General features: G+C 62.4%; 12 protein-coding genes. 3 read left to right on the plus strand and 9 right to left on the minus strand.

Annotation, left to right across the window (positions count from 1 at the left end):
- Positions 1-333: T9SS type A sorting domain-containing protein (locus EWM57_RS18045; protein WP_129922640.1), on the plus strand; the 333-nt coding region annotated here is incomplete at its 5' end.
- A gap of 144 nt (positions 334-477) precedes the next feature.
- Here the strand turns inward: EWM57_RS18045 and EWM57_RS18050 are convergent.
- The 3 genes from EWM57_RS18050 to EWM57_RS18060 all read right to left on the minus strand — a co-directional run bounded on the left by EWM57_RS18050 (position 478) and on the right by EWM57_RS18060 (position 5,937).
- Positions 478-2,592, minus strand: coding sequence for a helix-hairpin-helix domain-containing protein (locus tag EWM57_RS18050; protein WP_242510132.1), 2,115 nt, complete (start codon positions 2,590-2,592; stop codon positions 478-480).
- Complete coding sequence (locus tag EWM57_RS18055) at positions 2,589-3,443, minus strand: PorV/PorQ family protein (protein ID WP_129922642.1); 855 nt, start codon at positions 3,441-3,443, stop codon at positions 2,589-2,591. Before EWM57_RS18055 ends, EWM57_RS18050 begins: the two co-directional genes overlap by 4 nt.
- Positions 3,444-3,627: 184 nt before the next feature.
- Positions 3,628-5,937: a S46 family peptidase gene (locus EWM57_RS18060; RefSeq protein WP_129922644.1), complete on the minus strand. Its 2,310-nt coding sequence runs from the start codon at positions 5,935-5,937 to the stop codon at positions 3,628-3,630.
- A 167-nt stretch (positions 5,938-6,104) separates the two neighbouring features.
- Between EWM57_RS18060 and yidD the strand changes: the two genes are divergently transcribed.
- A complete protein-coding gene (gene yidD / locus EWM57_RS18065) occupies positions 6,105-6,326 on the plus strand; it encodes a membrane protein insertion efficiency factor YidD (RefSeq protein ID WP_129922646.1) in 222 nt (73 codons plus the stop codon).
- 81 nt (positions 6,327-6,407) lie between these two features.
- A complete protein-coding gene (locus EWM57_RS18070; protein ID WP_129922648.1) occupies positions 6,408-7,292 on the plus strand; it encodes a hypothetical protein in 885 nt (294 codons plus the stop codon).
- 56 nt (positions 7,293-7,348) lie between these two features.
- Here EWM57_RS18070 and lgt read toward each other — a convergent pair whose 3' ends face one another.
- From lgt to fabF, 6 genes are all read right to left on the minus strand, one after another.
- The gene (lgt, locus tag EWM57_RS18075) at positions 7,349-8,245 is read right to left on the minus strand and encodes a prolipoprotein diacylglyceryl transferase (RefSeq protein WP_129922650.1); all 897 of its coding nucleotides are present in this window, start codon (positions 8,243-8,245) and stop codon (positions 7,349-7,351) included.
- Positions 8,246-8,310: 65 nt separating this feature from the next.
- Positions 8,311-8,610, minus strand: a complete 300-nt coding sequence (locus EWM57_RS18080) for a hypothetical protein (RefSeq protein ID WP_129922652.1) — start codon at positions 8,608-8,610, stop codon at positions 8,311-8,313.
- Positions 8,603-9,187, minus strand: a complete 585-nt coding sequence (locus EWM57_RS18085; protein ID WP_242510133.1) for an RNA polymerase sigma factor — start codon at positions 9,185-9,187, stop codon at positions 8,603-8,605. The genes EWM57_RS18080 and EWM57_RS18085 overlap by 8 nt, the downstream gene beginning before the upstream one ends.
- Positions 9,188-9,420: 233 nt before the next feature.
- Positions 9,421-11,340: an NAD(+) synthase gene (nadE, locus tag EWM57_RS18090; protein ID WP_129922656.1), complete on the minus strand. Its 1,920-nt coding sequence runs from the start codon at positions 11,338-11,340 to the stop codon at positions 9,421-9,423.
- Between the two features lie 558 nt (positions 11,341-11,898).
- Positions 11,899-12,648 (minus strand): ribonuclease III, encoded by a 750-nt coding sequence (gene rnc, locus EWM57_RS18095; protein ID WP_129922658.1) that lies wholly within the window; start codon positions 12,646-12,648, stop codon positions 11,899-11,901.
- A complete protein-coding gene (gene fabF, locus EWM57_RS18100) occupies positions 12,648-13,898 on the minus strand; it encodes a beta-ketoacyl-ACP synthase II (RefSeq protein ID WP_129922660.1) in 1,251 nt (416 codons plus the stop codon). Before fabF ends, rnc begins: the two co-directional genes overlap by 1 nt.
- Positions 13,899-13,968 lie beyond the last annotated feature (70 nt).

Below are 13,968 nucleotides of genomic sequence, written 5' to 3' on the forward strand. Positions count from 1 at the left end.
CGCGTGCGGGCCTGCAACAGCATCGGCTGCTCGGCCTACACCACCGAAGCTACCGTACTGGGCAACCGCAACGAGCAGCTGCTGAAAGGCATTGCCGTGTATCCAAACCCGAGCTCGGGTATCTTCAAGGTCAACGTTGACAACGGGCAGCAGGGCAACATCACCCTGCGCGTAACCGACGCCCTGGGCCGCGTAGTGGCTACCGAAACCCTGGTGAAGGGTGCCGCCGCCCTGCAGCACCAGCTTGACCTGAGCAAGCTCAGCACCGGCGTTTATCAGCTCCACCTCGACCTGCCCAACGGCACGGCCGTAACGCGCCTGATGAAGCAATAAGCAACTTGTTTGCTTACGCCTAAAAAAGGGCGGCTCCCGCGGGAGTCGCCCTTTTTTTGTGGTCGTTGGCCAAGCCGAGCAACTGGTCTGCCGCCCTGGTAGACTGTAGCCCACGCGGGCAGTTGGGGCAGTGTAGGTAAGGACTTAGAATTTGTAGCGGGCTTGTACTTTCACTTCGCCCCGGCGCGGGCCCTGGATTTCTTCCAGCCCGGAGCCGACGGTTTGCTGGTGGCGGTAATGGGTTTCGGCGTAGCGCAGCCACAACGTGAGGTGGCGGGTGCATTTCACTTCGGCAATGGCATACATGCGCGTGCCCTGGCCCGAGAGGGCCGGAATGGAAAAAGCGTAGAGCACGTCCTGCTCAAACACGTATTGGCGGGTATCGTAGTCGTCGGTGTCGAAGAGGGCGTAGCGGCCACTCAGGCGCAGGTAGCGGCCCACGGTTACAGAAGCGTCCTGGGCCAGCACGTAGCCTGTGCGCAGCGGCCCACCGTCTTCGCGGTAGCGGGTGCCCTGCAGGCGGGTGCGCAAACTCAGGGCCAGCGTCGGGCTGGTGTCGTAAAACAGCAGCAAGCTGTGGCGCACCGTGGGCACGGGTACCGGAATCAGGCGGCCGGCCGCCGCGTCGGTGGCATCGTACTCCTTTACCCGGGTGCGCAGCTGGGCGTAGAGCAGGCTGGTTTTGGATGGGGTAAAGGACAGGCGCACCAGCCAGTCGTGCCCCAGCGAGGGCGCCGACACCTGGTATTTCAGCCACGGAAACCAGAACTGGTCGTAATAGGCCGATATTTCCCAGCGCGCCACGGGCCGTACTTTCAGCCCCGCGTAGAGGCCGCTTTCGTTGATGTTCCGGGTGTTTTCGCTCAGGGCATTGCCGTAAAGCGTGTGAAAGTTTCGGTCGTAGTGCCGGTAGAGCAAGGACGCGTCCACGCTCGGAGCCAGGCTGGCCAGCAGCCCGTTCACGGTGCCGATACCACCGCTGGAGGAGCGGGCCGTTTCGCCGAACAGCAGCAGGTTGCGCACTACGTAGCTGTAGTGCGCGCCCACGGCCAGGTTGTCCTTGCCCCGGAACTCAAACTGATTGTAGGCCTCCGCGCTGCGCTGAATGGCCTTGTCGAAGTGGGTGCCGACGGCGGTGAGGCCCGCGCTGAAGTGGCCGCTGCGGCTGGTATAGCCCACGTTGCCGCCCCCGATGGTTTCGCGCAACGCCTGGCGGTTGGCCAGCTCGGCGGCCGTGCGGTGGAAGCCGGTCAGCAGCAGGCCAGAGGAAAACTCGTCGAACTGCGCCAGCGTATCGGCAGCCGACTGCACGCTGGCATCCACCCGCTTGCGCGACACAAAGGCTGTAGCCCGCACGGTGGGTGTGAGCCCGACCGTGGCGGCGGCCCCGCGGAAAAACGTGCTTTCCAGCAACGACGAATACGCCCGCACGCCCAGGCTGCTGCGCCGGATGGTGGTAATGGTTTCGGCCCCCTTGCCCACCTGCAGCCCCGACGACAGCAGCAGGCCCTGGCCGAATTGGAGCTGATAGTCGCCCAGGGCCAGGGTTTTGAGCCGGCCCCTTTCCTGGAGCAGGAAGTGGGCCGAGTAGAAGTCGGCCCCGTAGCGGCGGCGGCCGGGGTTCCAGGTCAGGGACTCCCCGGCGTCCTTTTCCGCCGTGACGCCTAGGCTGAAGTCGCGGGCGTGGCTGACGCGGTAGCGCACCATGAGCTTGTCGGGGGAGCCCAGGTAGCGGCTCGGGATGCTGCCGGTGCTGGTGGTATCGGCCGGGGAGTAGCCCTTACGCTGCTGGAGCACCCGCTCGTAGCGCACAAACAGGGCGTTGTTGTCTTCGCGGGCAATACGCTGCCAGAGCGGGCCACGGCTGCCGTTGGCATTGGCCTGCACCGTCACGAAAGGCGCCACCCGGTAAATGGTGCGCACGTCGAAGCCAACCACACTTTGCAGCTCGTAGAGGCTGAGCAGGCTGCCGCGGCGCTGACGGTGGTCGAGCAGTCCCGAAATCTGGGCTTCCGAGAGCAGCAGCAGCCCCCGCAGCTCTTCCCGGCTCGCCGTATTCAGGTTTAGCGGGGTCTGGTAATACTGGAGCAGCGTTTCGTAGAGGTCCTCGTAGGGCACTTGGTCGCTCTGAATTTCGGCAAACAGCTCCTGCACTAGCCGGTCGAGGTCGGCGGCGGGGCGCACGTACTCCTGGGCCCGGGCGCGGGGCGCGGCCAGCAGCACCAGCAGCGGCACAGCCAGCAGACAGCGGCGCATCATGGGGCAGTGCGGGGCCATTGTAAACTCAAACTCAGGTGTTGGCTCAACCCCAGCCGGGCCTGCCAGGCGGCAGCGTAGTCGAGGCGGTAGTTGCCGGCCCGCAGCCCGACGCCCCCGGTGGTTTGCTGGGACAACGACGAAAACCCGGCCCGCACGGCCAGCGCCGCCACGGCCTGGTATTCGAGCCCCGCCTTGAAGTCGGCGGGCTGGTCCACGTCCTTCTCGGTTTCAACGTTGAGCAGCACTTTCTCGGCCGGCTGATACGACAGACCGGCCTTGAGCACGGTGGGCACCCGCTCGTCGTCGTACTTGGCCAGCCTAGCCTGGTTCAGATTGTAGAGGTAGGCCCCGAAGTACAGGCGCTTGGGTACGATTTCGGCCTGCCCGCCGATGGAAGCGGCCAAGGCGCGGCGGCTGCCGAGACCCTCAATGCTGACTTGGAGCACGTCCAGGCGCGCGCCGAGGCTGAACAGCCCGCTGTGGTAGCCGTAGCCAAACCCAACGCGCTGCTCGGAGTAGAGCTTGTCGCCGAAGCGCTGCACCTCCACGCCCACCACGCCGTTGCGGGCCCTGCCCTCGCGCAGGTCGCCCAGCGGCGTGGCGGCCGTCAGTACGGCGGTGCTTAGGGCCCGGATCAGGTAGCGGTTTTCGGCGTATACGCCCACCGAGGCTTCGGTAAGCTGGCCCAGCCCGGCCACGTTGTTGCCCATGGCCCAGCCGTCGGTCAGGGCCACTGAGGCATTGCCCAGCGCGGCGGCCCGGGCGCCCCGGATGCCGGGACCATTGCCCTGGGCGCGGGCAATACCGGAAAACGCAAGCAGGCCTACGAATAGAGTATAACGTTTTAGCATAAGCAATTACCTAGGATAACGGCCTTAATGGCCCAGGTACAATTCTACGCTTTTCCCCGCAATAAAATGCTAGTCTTTCCCGGCGGAATCATCGAATTGCCCCGGGGAAATTTTTGGGCGCTGGTGCACAAAAAAAGCCCCTCCGCACGGGGCGAAGGGGCTTTTAAACAGGTGGCGGGCGAAATTACATCCCGGCGCCGGCCGCGTCTTTCTCTTTCTTCTTCTTGACTTTGGTTTTGCCGCCGTCCTCGGTTTTCACCTTCATCTTTTCCACGTCAAACAGGTTGGCGCTGACGCCGCCGGCCGTGGGGCCCACGCCGGGGTTGGGCCCGTTGTTGACCACGGTCATCTCGTCCACGAGGCTCTTGGCGCCGCCGAGCTTCTCAATGCACCAGAGCACGTAGCGAATATCCACGTTGATGCAGCGCTTCAGGTTCGGGTCGTAAGCCAGGTCGCCGGTCATGGCTTCCCAGTTGCCATCGAAGGCAATGCCGATGAGTTCCCCGCGGCCGTTGATGACCGGGGAACCGGAGTTGCCGCCAGTGATGTCGTTGTCGGTGATGAAGGCCACGGGCAGCTGGCCGTTCTTGTCGGCGAAGCGGCCGTAGTCCTTGGCCTTGAGCAGGGCCAGCTCCTTGGCGGGCACCACGAACTCGGGGTTGGTGGGGTCTTCCTTCTCCAGAATGCCCTGGGCGGTGGTTTTGTAGTCGAAGTGCACGGCGTCGCGGCCGGTGTAGGCGCGCACGGTGCCGTAGCTCAGGCGCAGCGTGGAGTTAGCGTCGGGCGAGTACACCTTGTCGGTGTTCTTGGCGCGCAGGGCGGCCACGTAGGCGCGGTTAGCGCGGGTGAGCGGGCTTTGCAGGGCCTGCATCTTGGGCAAGATGTTCTGGGTGTAGTTGGTGTAGGCCGAGTTTAGAGTGGCAAACGCGGGGTCCTTTTCCAGCTGGGCCAGCGTGGGCTTGGCCAGGAAGGCCTGCACCTTGCTCTTCGAGGTCAGGAACGTGTTGGCAAACACGTAGTCGGCGTATTTCTTCATCGAGCCGCCGTACTGCTTTTCCACGGTGCGGAAGATGTCGGGCTGCTGGGCTTTGGGCACGTCGTTGTAGTAGAGCTGCAGCAGGGCCGCGTACACCTTCTTGTCGGTGGCCACGTTGTAGTCCTTGAAGAACTCTTCCATCGGCTCCTGTAGGTCAGCCGTGGCCTTTTTCACCGCGGCGGGGTCGGCCTTGGGGTCCTTGAGCAGGTTGTAGAGCGGCAGCATCCGGGCGGCAAAGGCGCTGACCTCGGTGCCCAGGACGGCCTCGTTCATGTAGACGCTGCTCAGGTTGTACTCGCGCAGGCCGGCGTAGGCCGTGTTGATGTCGTTGAGAGCAAAGCCGTACTGCTGGCTGCGGGCCGGGTCGGCCGACACCCACTGGGCCAGGGAAGCTTCCTCGGCTTTCTTGGCGTCCACGGTTTTGAGGCGCTTCATACCCTCGTTCTGGCCGATGAAGTATTTCCAGTAGTTGGCAATGCCCGCGTACTTGGAGGCGTACTTCAGGCGGATGTCGGGGCTCTGGTCCATGTCCTCTTTCCACAGCTTGAGGCGGGTATCGCGCAGCTTGATGCGGGCCGGGTTGCTCTGGTCCAGGGTCAGCTGCAGGCCGGCGGCGGGCAGAAAGCGCTGGGTGCGGCCGGGAAAGCCAAACACCATGGCGAAGTCGCCCTCACTGACGCCCTGCAAACTCACGGGCAGGTGCTTCTTGGGCTGGTAGGGCACGTTGTCGGCCAGGGGGCCGGCGGTGGGCTTGTTGTCCTTGGAAGCGTAGACGCGGAACATGGAGAAGTCGCCGGTGTGGCGGGGCCACTCCCAGTTGTCGGTGTCGCCGCCGAACTTGCCCACGGCTTCCGGCGGAGCGCCCACCAGGCGCACGTCGCCGAAGCGCTGGTACACGAACAGGTAGTACTCGTTGCCGCCGAAAAAGTCGCGCACGTAGGCCACGTACTGGCCGTTTTCCTTGGCCGCGTCGGCAATTTCCTTCTGATGCTTCTGCACCAGAGCCGTGCGCTCCTGCTCCGTCATCTGGGGCGTCACACCGTCGAGCACCTTGCTGCCCACGTCTTCCATACGCACCAGGATATCCACGAACAGGCCGGGGTTGGTTTTCTCCTCGGCGGGCGTAGTGGCGAAGAAGCCGTCCTGCAGAATGTTTTTCTCGGGCGTGCTGTGGCTTTGCAGCGCGTCGTAGCCGCAGTGGTGGTTGCTCAGCATCAGGCCGCGGTTGCTGACAAACTCGCCGGTGCAGAAGCCGCCAAGCTGCACAATGGCGTCCTTGAGGGAGGCGTTGTTGACGTCGTAGATTTCTTCGGCCGTGAGCTTAAGGCCTTTTTTCTGCATGTCGGCGTAGTTGAGGCGCTTCACGTAGAGCGGCAGCCACATTCCTTCGTCGGCGCGGGCGGCTACGGGCAGCAGCAACGCCAGCAGCAGCAGTTTCACCCAGTTCAGTTTCAGCATGGGAATTTGGGGTAAGGGGAAAGGATTTACAGCCAGCGGCTGTTGTCTGATTCAAAGACCAAATTTACGAACTGCCCGCCAGTTGCCCCCTACCCCGCGGCCCGGCGGATGGTTTTTGCCCACCGGGGTCACTGCATTGCCGGGTTGCTTCTGCTACTTTTGCGCCTATGTCCGCCGTATTCCGCTATTTTTTTCTGGGCCTGATCTGGGTCTACCAGAAGCTGATTTCCCCGCTCACGCCACCGAGCTGCCGGTTTCAGCCCACCTGCTCGGCCTACGCGGCCCAGGCCGTGCAGAAATACGGGCCCTGGCGCGGGGGCTGGCTGGCCTTGCGCCGCATCAGCCGCTGCCACCCCTGGGGCGGGCACGGCTACGACCCTGTACCCTGATGAGCTGCTTCTGCGTATACCGAGCTCATTCTGCTGCCTTCGCCCCGTGGCCAGGGCAGTTTTTTATTAGCCCCGTATATCATGCGCAGATTTTTTTTGTTTGCCACCCTGCTCAGCACCCTGGTCGGGAGTAGCTGCTCCGAAGCCCAAAGCGACGACAAAGTCTCGAAAGGCAAAAAGAAAAAGGGCAAGGAGGAAAGCAGCGACATTACCTCCGAGCTGGTGCCCGGCCTGCAGAAAGTAGGCACCATGAGCAAGGTGTCGGAAAGCTCAGGGCTGGCCCGGGCCAACACGGCCGGCACGTTCTACACCTTCGCCGACGCCGGCAACGAGCCGATTCTCTACAAAGTGGACATGACCGGCCGCCTGCTCGAACGGTCCCAGCTGCCCTTTCCCAACGTGGACTGGGAAAGCATTGCCCAGGACGACAAAGGCACGCTGTTCATTGCCGACGCCGGCAACAACAACAGCAGCCGCCGCGACTTGGCCGTGTACCGTCTGAACCCGGGCACGTCGGAAACGACGAAAATCAAGTTCACCTACTCCGACCAGAAGGAATTTCCCCCGCCCAAAAAGCAGCGTAACTTCGACTGCGAAGCTTCCCTCTGGCACGACGGTAAGCTTTACCTGTTCACCAAAGACCGCGCCCAGCGCACGACCAGCAAAGTCTACACCCTGTCGGATCAGCCGGGCGAGCAAACTGCGCGCCTGCTGACCAGCCTGCGGATTCCTGGGGAAGTCACGGATGCCAACCTGAGCCCCAACGGTAAGCGCTTGGCGCTGCTGGGCCGGGAAGAGCTGTTTCTTCTCGAAGGCAGCGACCTAGCCTCGGCGTTGAAAGCTACCCCCAAACAGATTCCGCTGAAGGGTGCCGGCCAAACCGAGGGCCTGGTTTTTATCGACGACAACACGGTAATGATTAGCACTGAGGAGGGCTTTTTGTACCGTTATCAGCTGCCGGAATAAGGTACGTTTCATTTTCCTGAAGCACGAAAAAGGCCCGCTGCGCAGCGGGCCTTTTCTCATTTTACCTTGACGGCCGTGCCATTCGGCAGCGCTTCCTGGTCTAGGTCGCGCGGGGCGTAGCCGTAGGGGTTGTCGGGGTCTTTGCCGGCCCGCAGCAGTACCCAGATACCGACCAGAATCAACGGCACACTCAGCAGCTGGCCCAGATTCATGTGCGTCAGGGCCAGCATTTTCCGGTCCCACTCGCCCTGGTCTTCCTTCAGGTATTCGCCCAAAAAACGCTGGGTGAAGAGCAGCACCACAAACAGGCCGAAGAGCAGGCCCCGGGGCGTGCGGTCCTTGGTCCGGTTCCAGAGCGAGTAGAGCACGATTACCAGAAACACGCAGAATAGGGCCTCGTACACCTGAGTGGGGTGGCGCAGCTCGTTCGGGATGTTGGTCATTTCGTGGTGAATCTCGTTGTAGCGGGCAAACTTGAAGGCCCACGGCACGTCGGTCACCTTGCCGATAATCTCGGAGTTGAACAGGTTACCGGTCCGGATCAGGGCTCCGCCGATGGCCACCACAATCACAATGCGGTCGAGCACCCAGAGGTAGTCGAACTTGTTGTTGCGGGCGAAATACCAGCAGGCCAGCAGGATGCCGATGGTGGCGCCGTGGCTGGCCAGGCCGCCCTCCCAGATCTTGAGAATATCGAGCGGGTGAGCCAGGTAATACTGCGGGTCGTAGAACAGGCAGTGGCCAAGCCGGGCGCCCACCACCGTGCCAATGAGCATGTAGATGGTAATGACGTCGACCCAGCGCGGCGACACCCGCTCCGCCTTGTAGATGTGAGACAGCACGAAGGTGCCAATCACGAAGCCCGACATAAACAGCAACCCGTACCAGCGCAGGGTCAGCGGGCCAAGGTGGGCAATAACCGGGTCAGCCGCCCAGGTGATGAAAGCAAGCATAGGGAGTGGGGTTACAAAAATTGGGAAGGAGGCAAAGGTAGTCAGACAATCAACTTGCGGGCCGCTCAGCGCGGGGGCATTTCGGCCGGCTCCTTGCCAAGATAGGGCTGGTTTTGGTGGGCCGGGCTGGCGGAAGGCAGCACCGTGCCGTCGCCGCTGAGTAGCAAGACGATACCCAGCATGGCCGCGTAGCTGGGCCAGCGCAGCCAGACAGGCACGGGCGGGCGGGCCGCTTCGCCGGCCAGGCGGGCCCGGACCCGGCTGTAAAAAAACGGCCGGGGCTGGGCCGGGGGGCGGGCCTGCCACTGGCCCAGCAGGCTTTCCCATTCTTCGTCGGCAGTGGGGCGCGGGGTAGGCTCAGACATGACGCAGGGCGGAAGTAAGGTGATGACGCAGGGTTTTGCGGGCCCGAAACAGTAAGGATTCCACCGCCGGCACGGTTGTGTTGAGCACGGCCGCAATTTCCTCGTAGCTCAGCTCCTGCTCGTGGCGCAGGGTGAAAGCCACCTGCTGCTGGTCGGGCAGGCGGGCAATGTAAGCCAGCAGGAGCGCCAGCTGCTGCTGCCCTTCGAGTTGGGCCTGCGGGTGCACTAGGTCGGCGGGCTCGTGCAGCACCTCGTTGTCGAAGCCCAGCAGGCTGGTGAAGTAGGCGAAGCGCTTGCGGGCCCGGGCCCGGCGGCGGTTTTTCAGGGCCCGCGAGGTAGCCAGCCGGTAGAGCCAAGTGCTCAGCGCAGCCTCCCCCCGAAACCGGCCAATGGTCTGATAGACCTCTACAAATACCTCCTGAGCCACGTCTTCCGCTTCTTCCGGGGAGGGCAGCAGGGCCAGGACGGTGCGGTAAATTCGGTCTTGGTAGCGTTCCACCAACGTGCGAAACGCTACCTCACTGCCCTGCTGCAAGTGCGCCACCAACTCGGCATCGGCGGCGGCAGCACTTCCCAAGGCAGCAGGCGAAGAGCCGTGAACGACGGACAGCGGCAGTGAATACACTAGGCGGGCTAAAGGTGAACGGCGAAACGGCGGCTGGTGTAACTTCCGGCCCGGGCCGCGAATACCGGGATGACGTCTGCTTAGGCCTGCTTTGGCCGAAAAACTTGCGCCCACTTCCCCAACTTTTTCACACCTAACTACCCGTCAGGCACTTACATTTCCCACTCAATGCTACTGCGCTTCAGCTACAGTGCGCGCAGCTCTTCGCCGAAGCCCCCACTCAGAATTGGGAAGCGCAGCCAGGAGCGCGGGTCCACGTTGTAGTCGTCGAGGTGGAAGGCCGGGGCGTACCGCTCCCGCTTCCACTGATTGCGGCTCCAGAGGGTGTAAAAGCGCGTCACGTACGTTTTAAGCTGTTCCCGGTCAGCCTGCGGGTCTTCCTGCACCAGCGTGGCCAGCACCTGGGCCGGACTCAAGCGGTTGTAGAACGCCAGCCGCTCGATGCGGTTGAGCAGCACGTAGGGCATCAGGTCCCGCTCGTCAGTCTGCTTATCGGCCAGGGGGCGCAGTTCGGCCGTGGGCTGCAGGGCATTCACGTGGCGCAACCCCGGGTAGCCCAGCTCAGTTTCGGCCCAGCGCAGCCACTTTTTCACGAAATCCTTATCGACGCCAGCAATGGGCGAGATGGAGCCGGCCGTGTCACCGTCCATAGTGCAGTAGCCCACTGAGGCTTCCGAGCGGTTGGAAGTTGTCATCAGCAGGCAGTTGAGCACGTTAGCCAGCATCCAGATGCCGGGGGCGCGCACCCGGGCCTGAATGTTCTGCAGGGCCAAATCATCGGTCTGCCAGGTGAGCGGGCGGCCCAGGGCGTGCTCAATTTTGCCCACGTAGCCGCTCACTTCTTCGTCGATGCCCCAGTTGAAAAATACCGCGCCCAGCGAGTCGGCCAGATCCTTGGCCGAGTTGTAGGTGTCGTCGGAGGAGTTGACGGTGCCCTGATAGGCGCAGGTGAGCAGGTGGCCGGTGAGCTCTTGGTAGATGGTTTTTGGAACCTGATTTTTAGCCGACTCCGGGTTCTCAACTACCTGCGCGGCCGGGCCACCGGCGCCGGTTTGCTCGACTACTTCTCCCGTTGTAAAGCAGCCGCTGCGGCGCTTGAACTCTTCCACGCCCAGTTCCTCCACGCCCAGACGCACCATTTCGGCCACCCCCACGGCGCACATGCAGGAGTCGGCGCCCCCGCTCAGACTCAGCACGAAGCCTTTGCTGCGGGCCTTGCGCAGGTAGTCGAACAAGGCCAGACTCAGGGCCTGGTTCAGTTCCCGGTACTCGTCGGGCACGGGCAAGGGCGTGATGGTTTCGGCCGGGGCCAGCTCAGCGCTGAAGTCCACGTCCACCGATTCCATGTCCACTTCCTTGAAGCTCAGCAGCTGATTGCGCAGCAGCAGGTGGCCGTGGCGGGCCACCAGGATTTCGCCGTCGTAGATCATGCGGCCGGCTTCGTTGCCGAGCAGGTTGGCGTAGAGGTAAGTGCAGTTGAAGTTGCGCGAGGCATTCAGCACCAGGTTGTAGCGCACGTCGGTTTTGCTCATGGCAAAGTGGCTGGCCGACGGGTTCACAATCAAATCCACCCGGCCCATGAGGCGGCAGGCGGGCCGCTCGGTGTCGGGTCGCCAGGCATCCTCGCAGATTTCGAAGCCAAACCGCACGCCCTTATGCTCAAACACTAGGTCGCCCAGGGGCCACTGCTCCCCTTCCCAGGCCACGGAGCCAGTTTCGCCGGCCCGCCACGAGGTAAACCAACGGGGCTCGTAATGCACGCCGTCGTTGGCCAGAAACTGCTTGGCCGCGAAGCCCAATATGTCCCCGTCGCGCAGCACGGCGGCCGTGTTGTAGGTGCGGCCCTGCAGTCGAATCGGCAAACCCACGCACACCACCATGCCCTGGGTCCAGGGTCGGATTTGCTGCAAATGAGCCAGGGCTGCCTCGGGCAGCCAGTCGCTCAGAAACAAATCCTCGCAGCCGTAGCCGGTCAGGCAGAGCTCGGGCAAGCAGAGCAGCTCCACGCCCGCGGCCCGGGCCTGCTCGATGGCCTCGCGGATGGTGCGCAGGTTATGTTGCCAGTCGAAAGGAATCTGGTTGAGGGCGGCGCCGGCTATTCGCATGGTAGAATGGATAAGGATTGCTGCTGTAAAACAACTCCATTTCCACGAATTGGGTTACTTAACGGCGGCTAAAGCGTTAGGCCGGCTGTCCGTTTGTTAGCTTTCTTACTGCTTGGGCACCCTCGTTTGCACAATCCAGTAGCCTTAGGGCAGCTATTTGACCAAACCGACCACAATACACCCGCCTTTCCACAAATCTTTCAGTAATCCTCCAGCTATCATCGATACGAACGGATTTACTACCGCCTGCTATTACTAGGCTAGAAGGAGAATAAGCCCGAATCAAATAATGCGGGTGAGTGCTCCACCAGCCTGTTCGCCAATCGAATACAACTTCTATACGATACCCTTCTATCCAGCCTTCATAGCTGACGGAGGTAGCTGGAAGATCTGTCGGGCTATTCGCTTTAAAACCAAACTGGGGCAAACTACGCAATGGCTCCTGGCTCTTGTACTGCTCTCTACGACTCGGACTATCGTCGTTTTGATACCAGATTACCAGCTGTACAAAAATCAGCACCGCTAGGAATTCAAGCAAAAGCGCCATTTGTAAGATGCTTACACGCCCAGCGCCGTCAGAGCCCGCTCGGCGGCCAACTGCTCGGCCTGCTTTTTACTCAGGCCCATGCCGGTGGCAATAGCTTCGTCATCGAGCACTACGGTAGCCGAAAACTCCATCACCCCACCCGAGCGCGCCTCCCCGGTCAGGTCGTAGCGAATGGCCTTGCCGTTGCGCTGGGCCCACTCGATGAGTTTGCTCTTGAAGTTGGTGGTGGTTTCGGTCAGGGACTTCACGTCCACGAAGGGCTTGATGAGCCGGCCCAGCACGAATTTGCGGGCAGCCTTGTAGCCCTGGTCGAGGTACACGGCGCCCACCAGCGCCTCCAGCGCGTTGCCGTTCACGGAGCGGGAGCGGGCGGCCCGGCCCTGGGCGGGGTCGAGCTGCACGAGCTTGTCGAGCCCGATTTTCAAAGCCAGCCCATTCAGGCTTTCCCGATTCACAATGCGGGAGCGCAGCTCGGTCAGGAAGCCCTCCTGCTCGTAGGGAAACTTGCGAAACAGGTATTCGGCCACCACCGCGCCTAGCACGGCGTCGCCGAGGAATTCCAGCCGCTCGTTGCTCTGGTGCCGGCCCGTGTCGCCCTGCTGCCGCACGATGGACGAGTGGGTAAAGGCCAAATGGTAAAGCCGCACGTTGTCAGGCGTGCGGCCGGTTACCGTAGCAATTGCTTGCCGGAATGCCCGATCCTGACCCAGGAGCCGCCGAAAAAAGCCGAAGAGCGGCAACGGCTGTCCGGGCCGAATCATTAGTCTTGGAGCTTGCGGAATACCACCGACGTGTTGTGGCCACCGAACCCGAACGTATTGCTCATAGCCACGTTCACCTCGCGCTTCTGCGCCTGGTTGAACGTGAAGTTGAGCTTGGCGTCCAGCTCCGGGTCGTCCGTCACGTGGTTGATGGTCGGGGGCACGATGCCGTGCTGAATGGCCAGGATGCTGGCTACCGCCTCAATGCCGCCCGCGCCGCCGAGCAGGTGCCCGGTCATGCTTTTGGTCGAGCTGATATTGAGGCCGTAGGCGTGCTCCCCGAACACTTTCTGGATGGCCTTGATTTCGGCCCCGTCGCCGAGCGGGGTGCTCGTGCCGTGGGTGTTGATGTAGTCCACGTCTTCGGGGCTGATGCCGGCATCACGCAACGCGTTCTGCATTACCAGCACCACGCCTTCGCCCGTGGGGTCGGGAGCGGTGATGTGGTAAGCATCCGAGGAAAGGCCGCCACCGATGATTTCGGCGTAGATCTTGGCCCCGCGGGCTTTGGCGTGCTCATACTCTTCGAGAATGAGGGCACCGGCACCTTCGCCGAGCACGAAGCCGTCCCGGTCCTTGTCGTAGGGGCGGGAGGCCGAGGGCGCGTCGTCGTTCCGCTCGCTCATGGCTTTGAGCGAGTTGAAGCCGCCGACACCTGCCTCCGTGATGGCCGCTTCCGAGCCGCCGGTTACGGCCACGTCGGCCATACCCAACCGGATGTAGTTGTAGGCCGCCACGATGGCGTCGGAGGAAGAGGCGCAGGCCGAGGTGGTCACGAAGTTGGGGCCGCGGAAGCCGTTTTTAATCGAAATGTTGCCCGACGAGGAGTCGGCAATCATCTTCGGAATAAAGAACGGGTTGTAGCGGGGAGTGCCGTCGCCTTTGGCGAAGTTGAAGCACTCTTCCTGGAAGGTTTTGAGCCCACCAATACCCGAGCCCCAGATCACGCCCACGCGGTCCTTGTTGACGCCTTCCAGCAGGCCGGCGTCCTTGATGGCTTCGTCGGAGGCAATGACGGCAAACTGCGTGAACAGGTCCATCTTCCGGCCTTCCTTAGTGGGGAAGTAATCGTCCGGATTGTAGTTTTTGACCTCGCAGGCAAAGCGGGTTTTGAACTTGCTGGCGTCGAAACGAGTGATGGGCGCGGCACCACTCAACCCGGCGGCCAAGCCGTCCCAGTATTCGGCGACGGTCTTGCCCAGCGGGGTGATGGCACCTAGGCCGGTCACAACAACTCTCCGAAGAGACATAGGCGATTGGGAGACTGGATAAAAAAGCAAAACGGCCGGCGGCGAGCCGGCCGGTAAGCACTAAATCGGG

The organism is Hymenobacter persicinus, from assembly GCF_004167665.1.
Classification (GTDB): domain Bacteria; phylum Bacteroidota; class Bacteroidia; order Cytophagales; family Hymenobacteraceae; genus Hymenobacter; species Hymenobacter persicinus.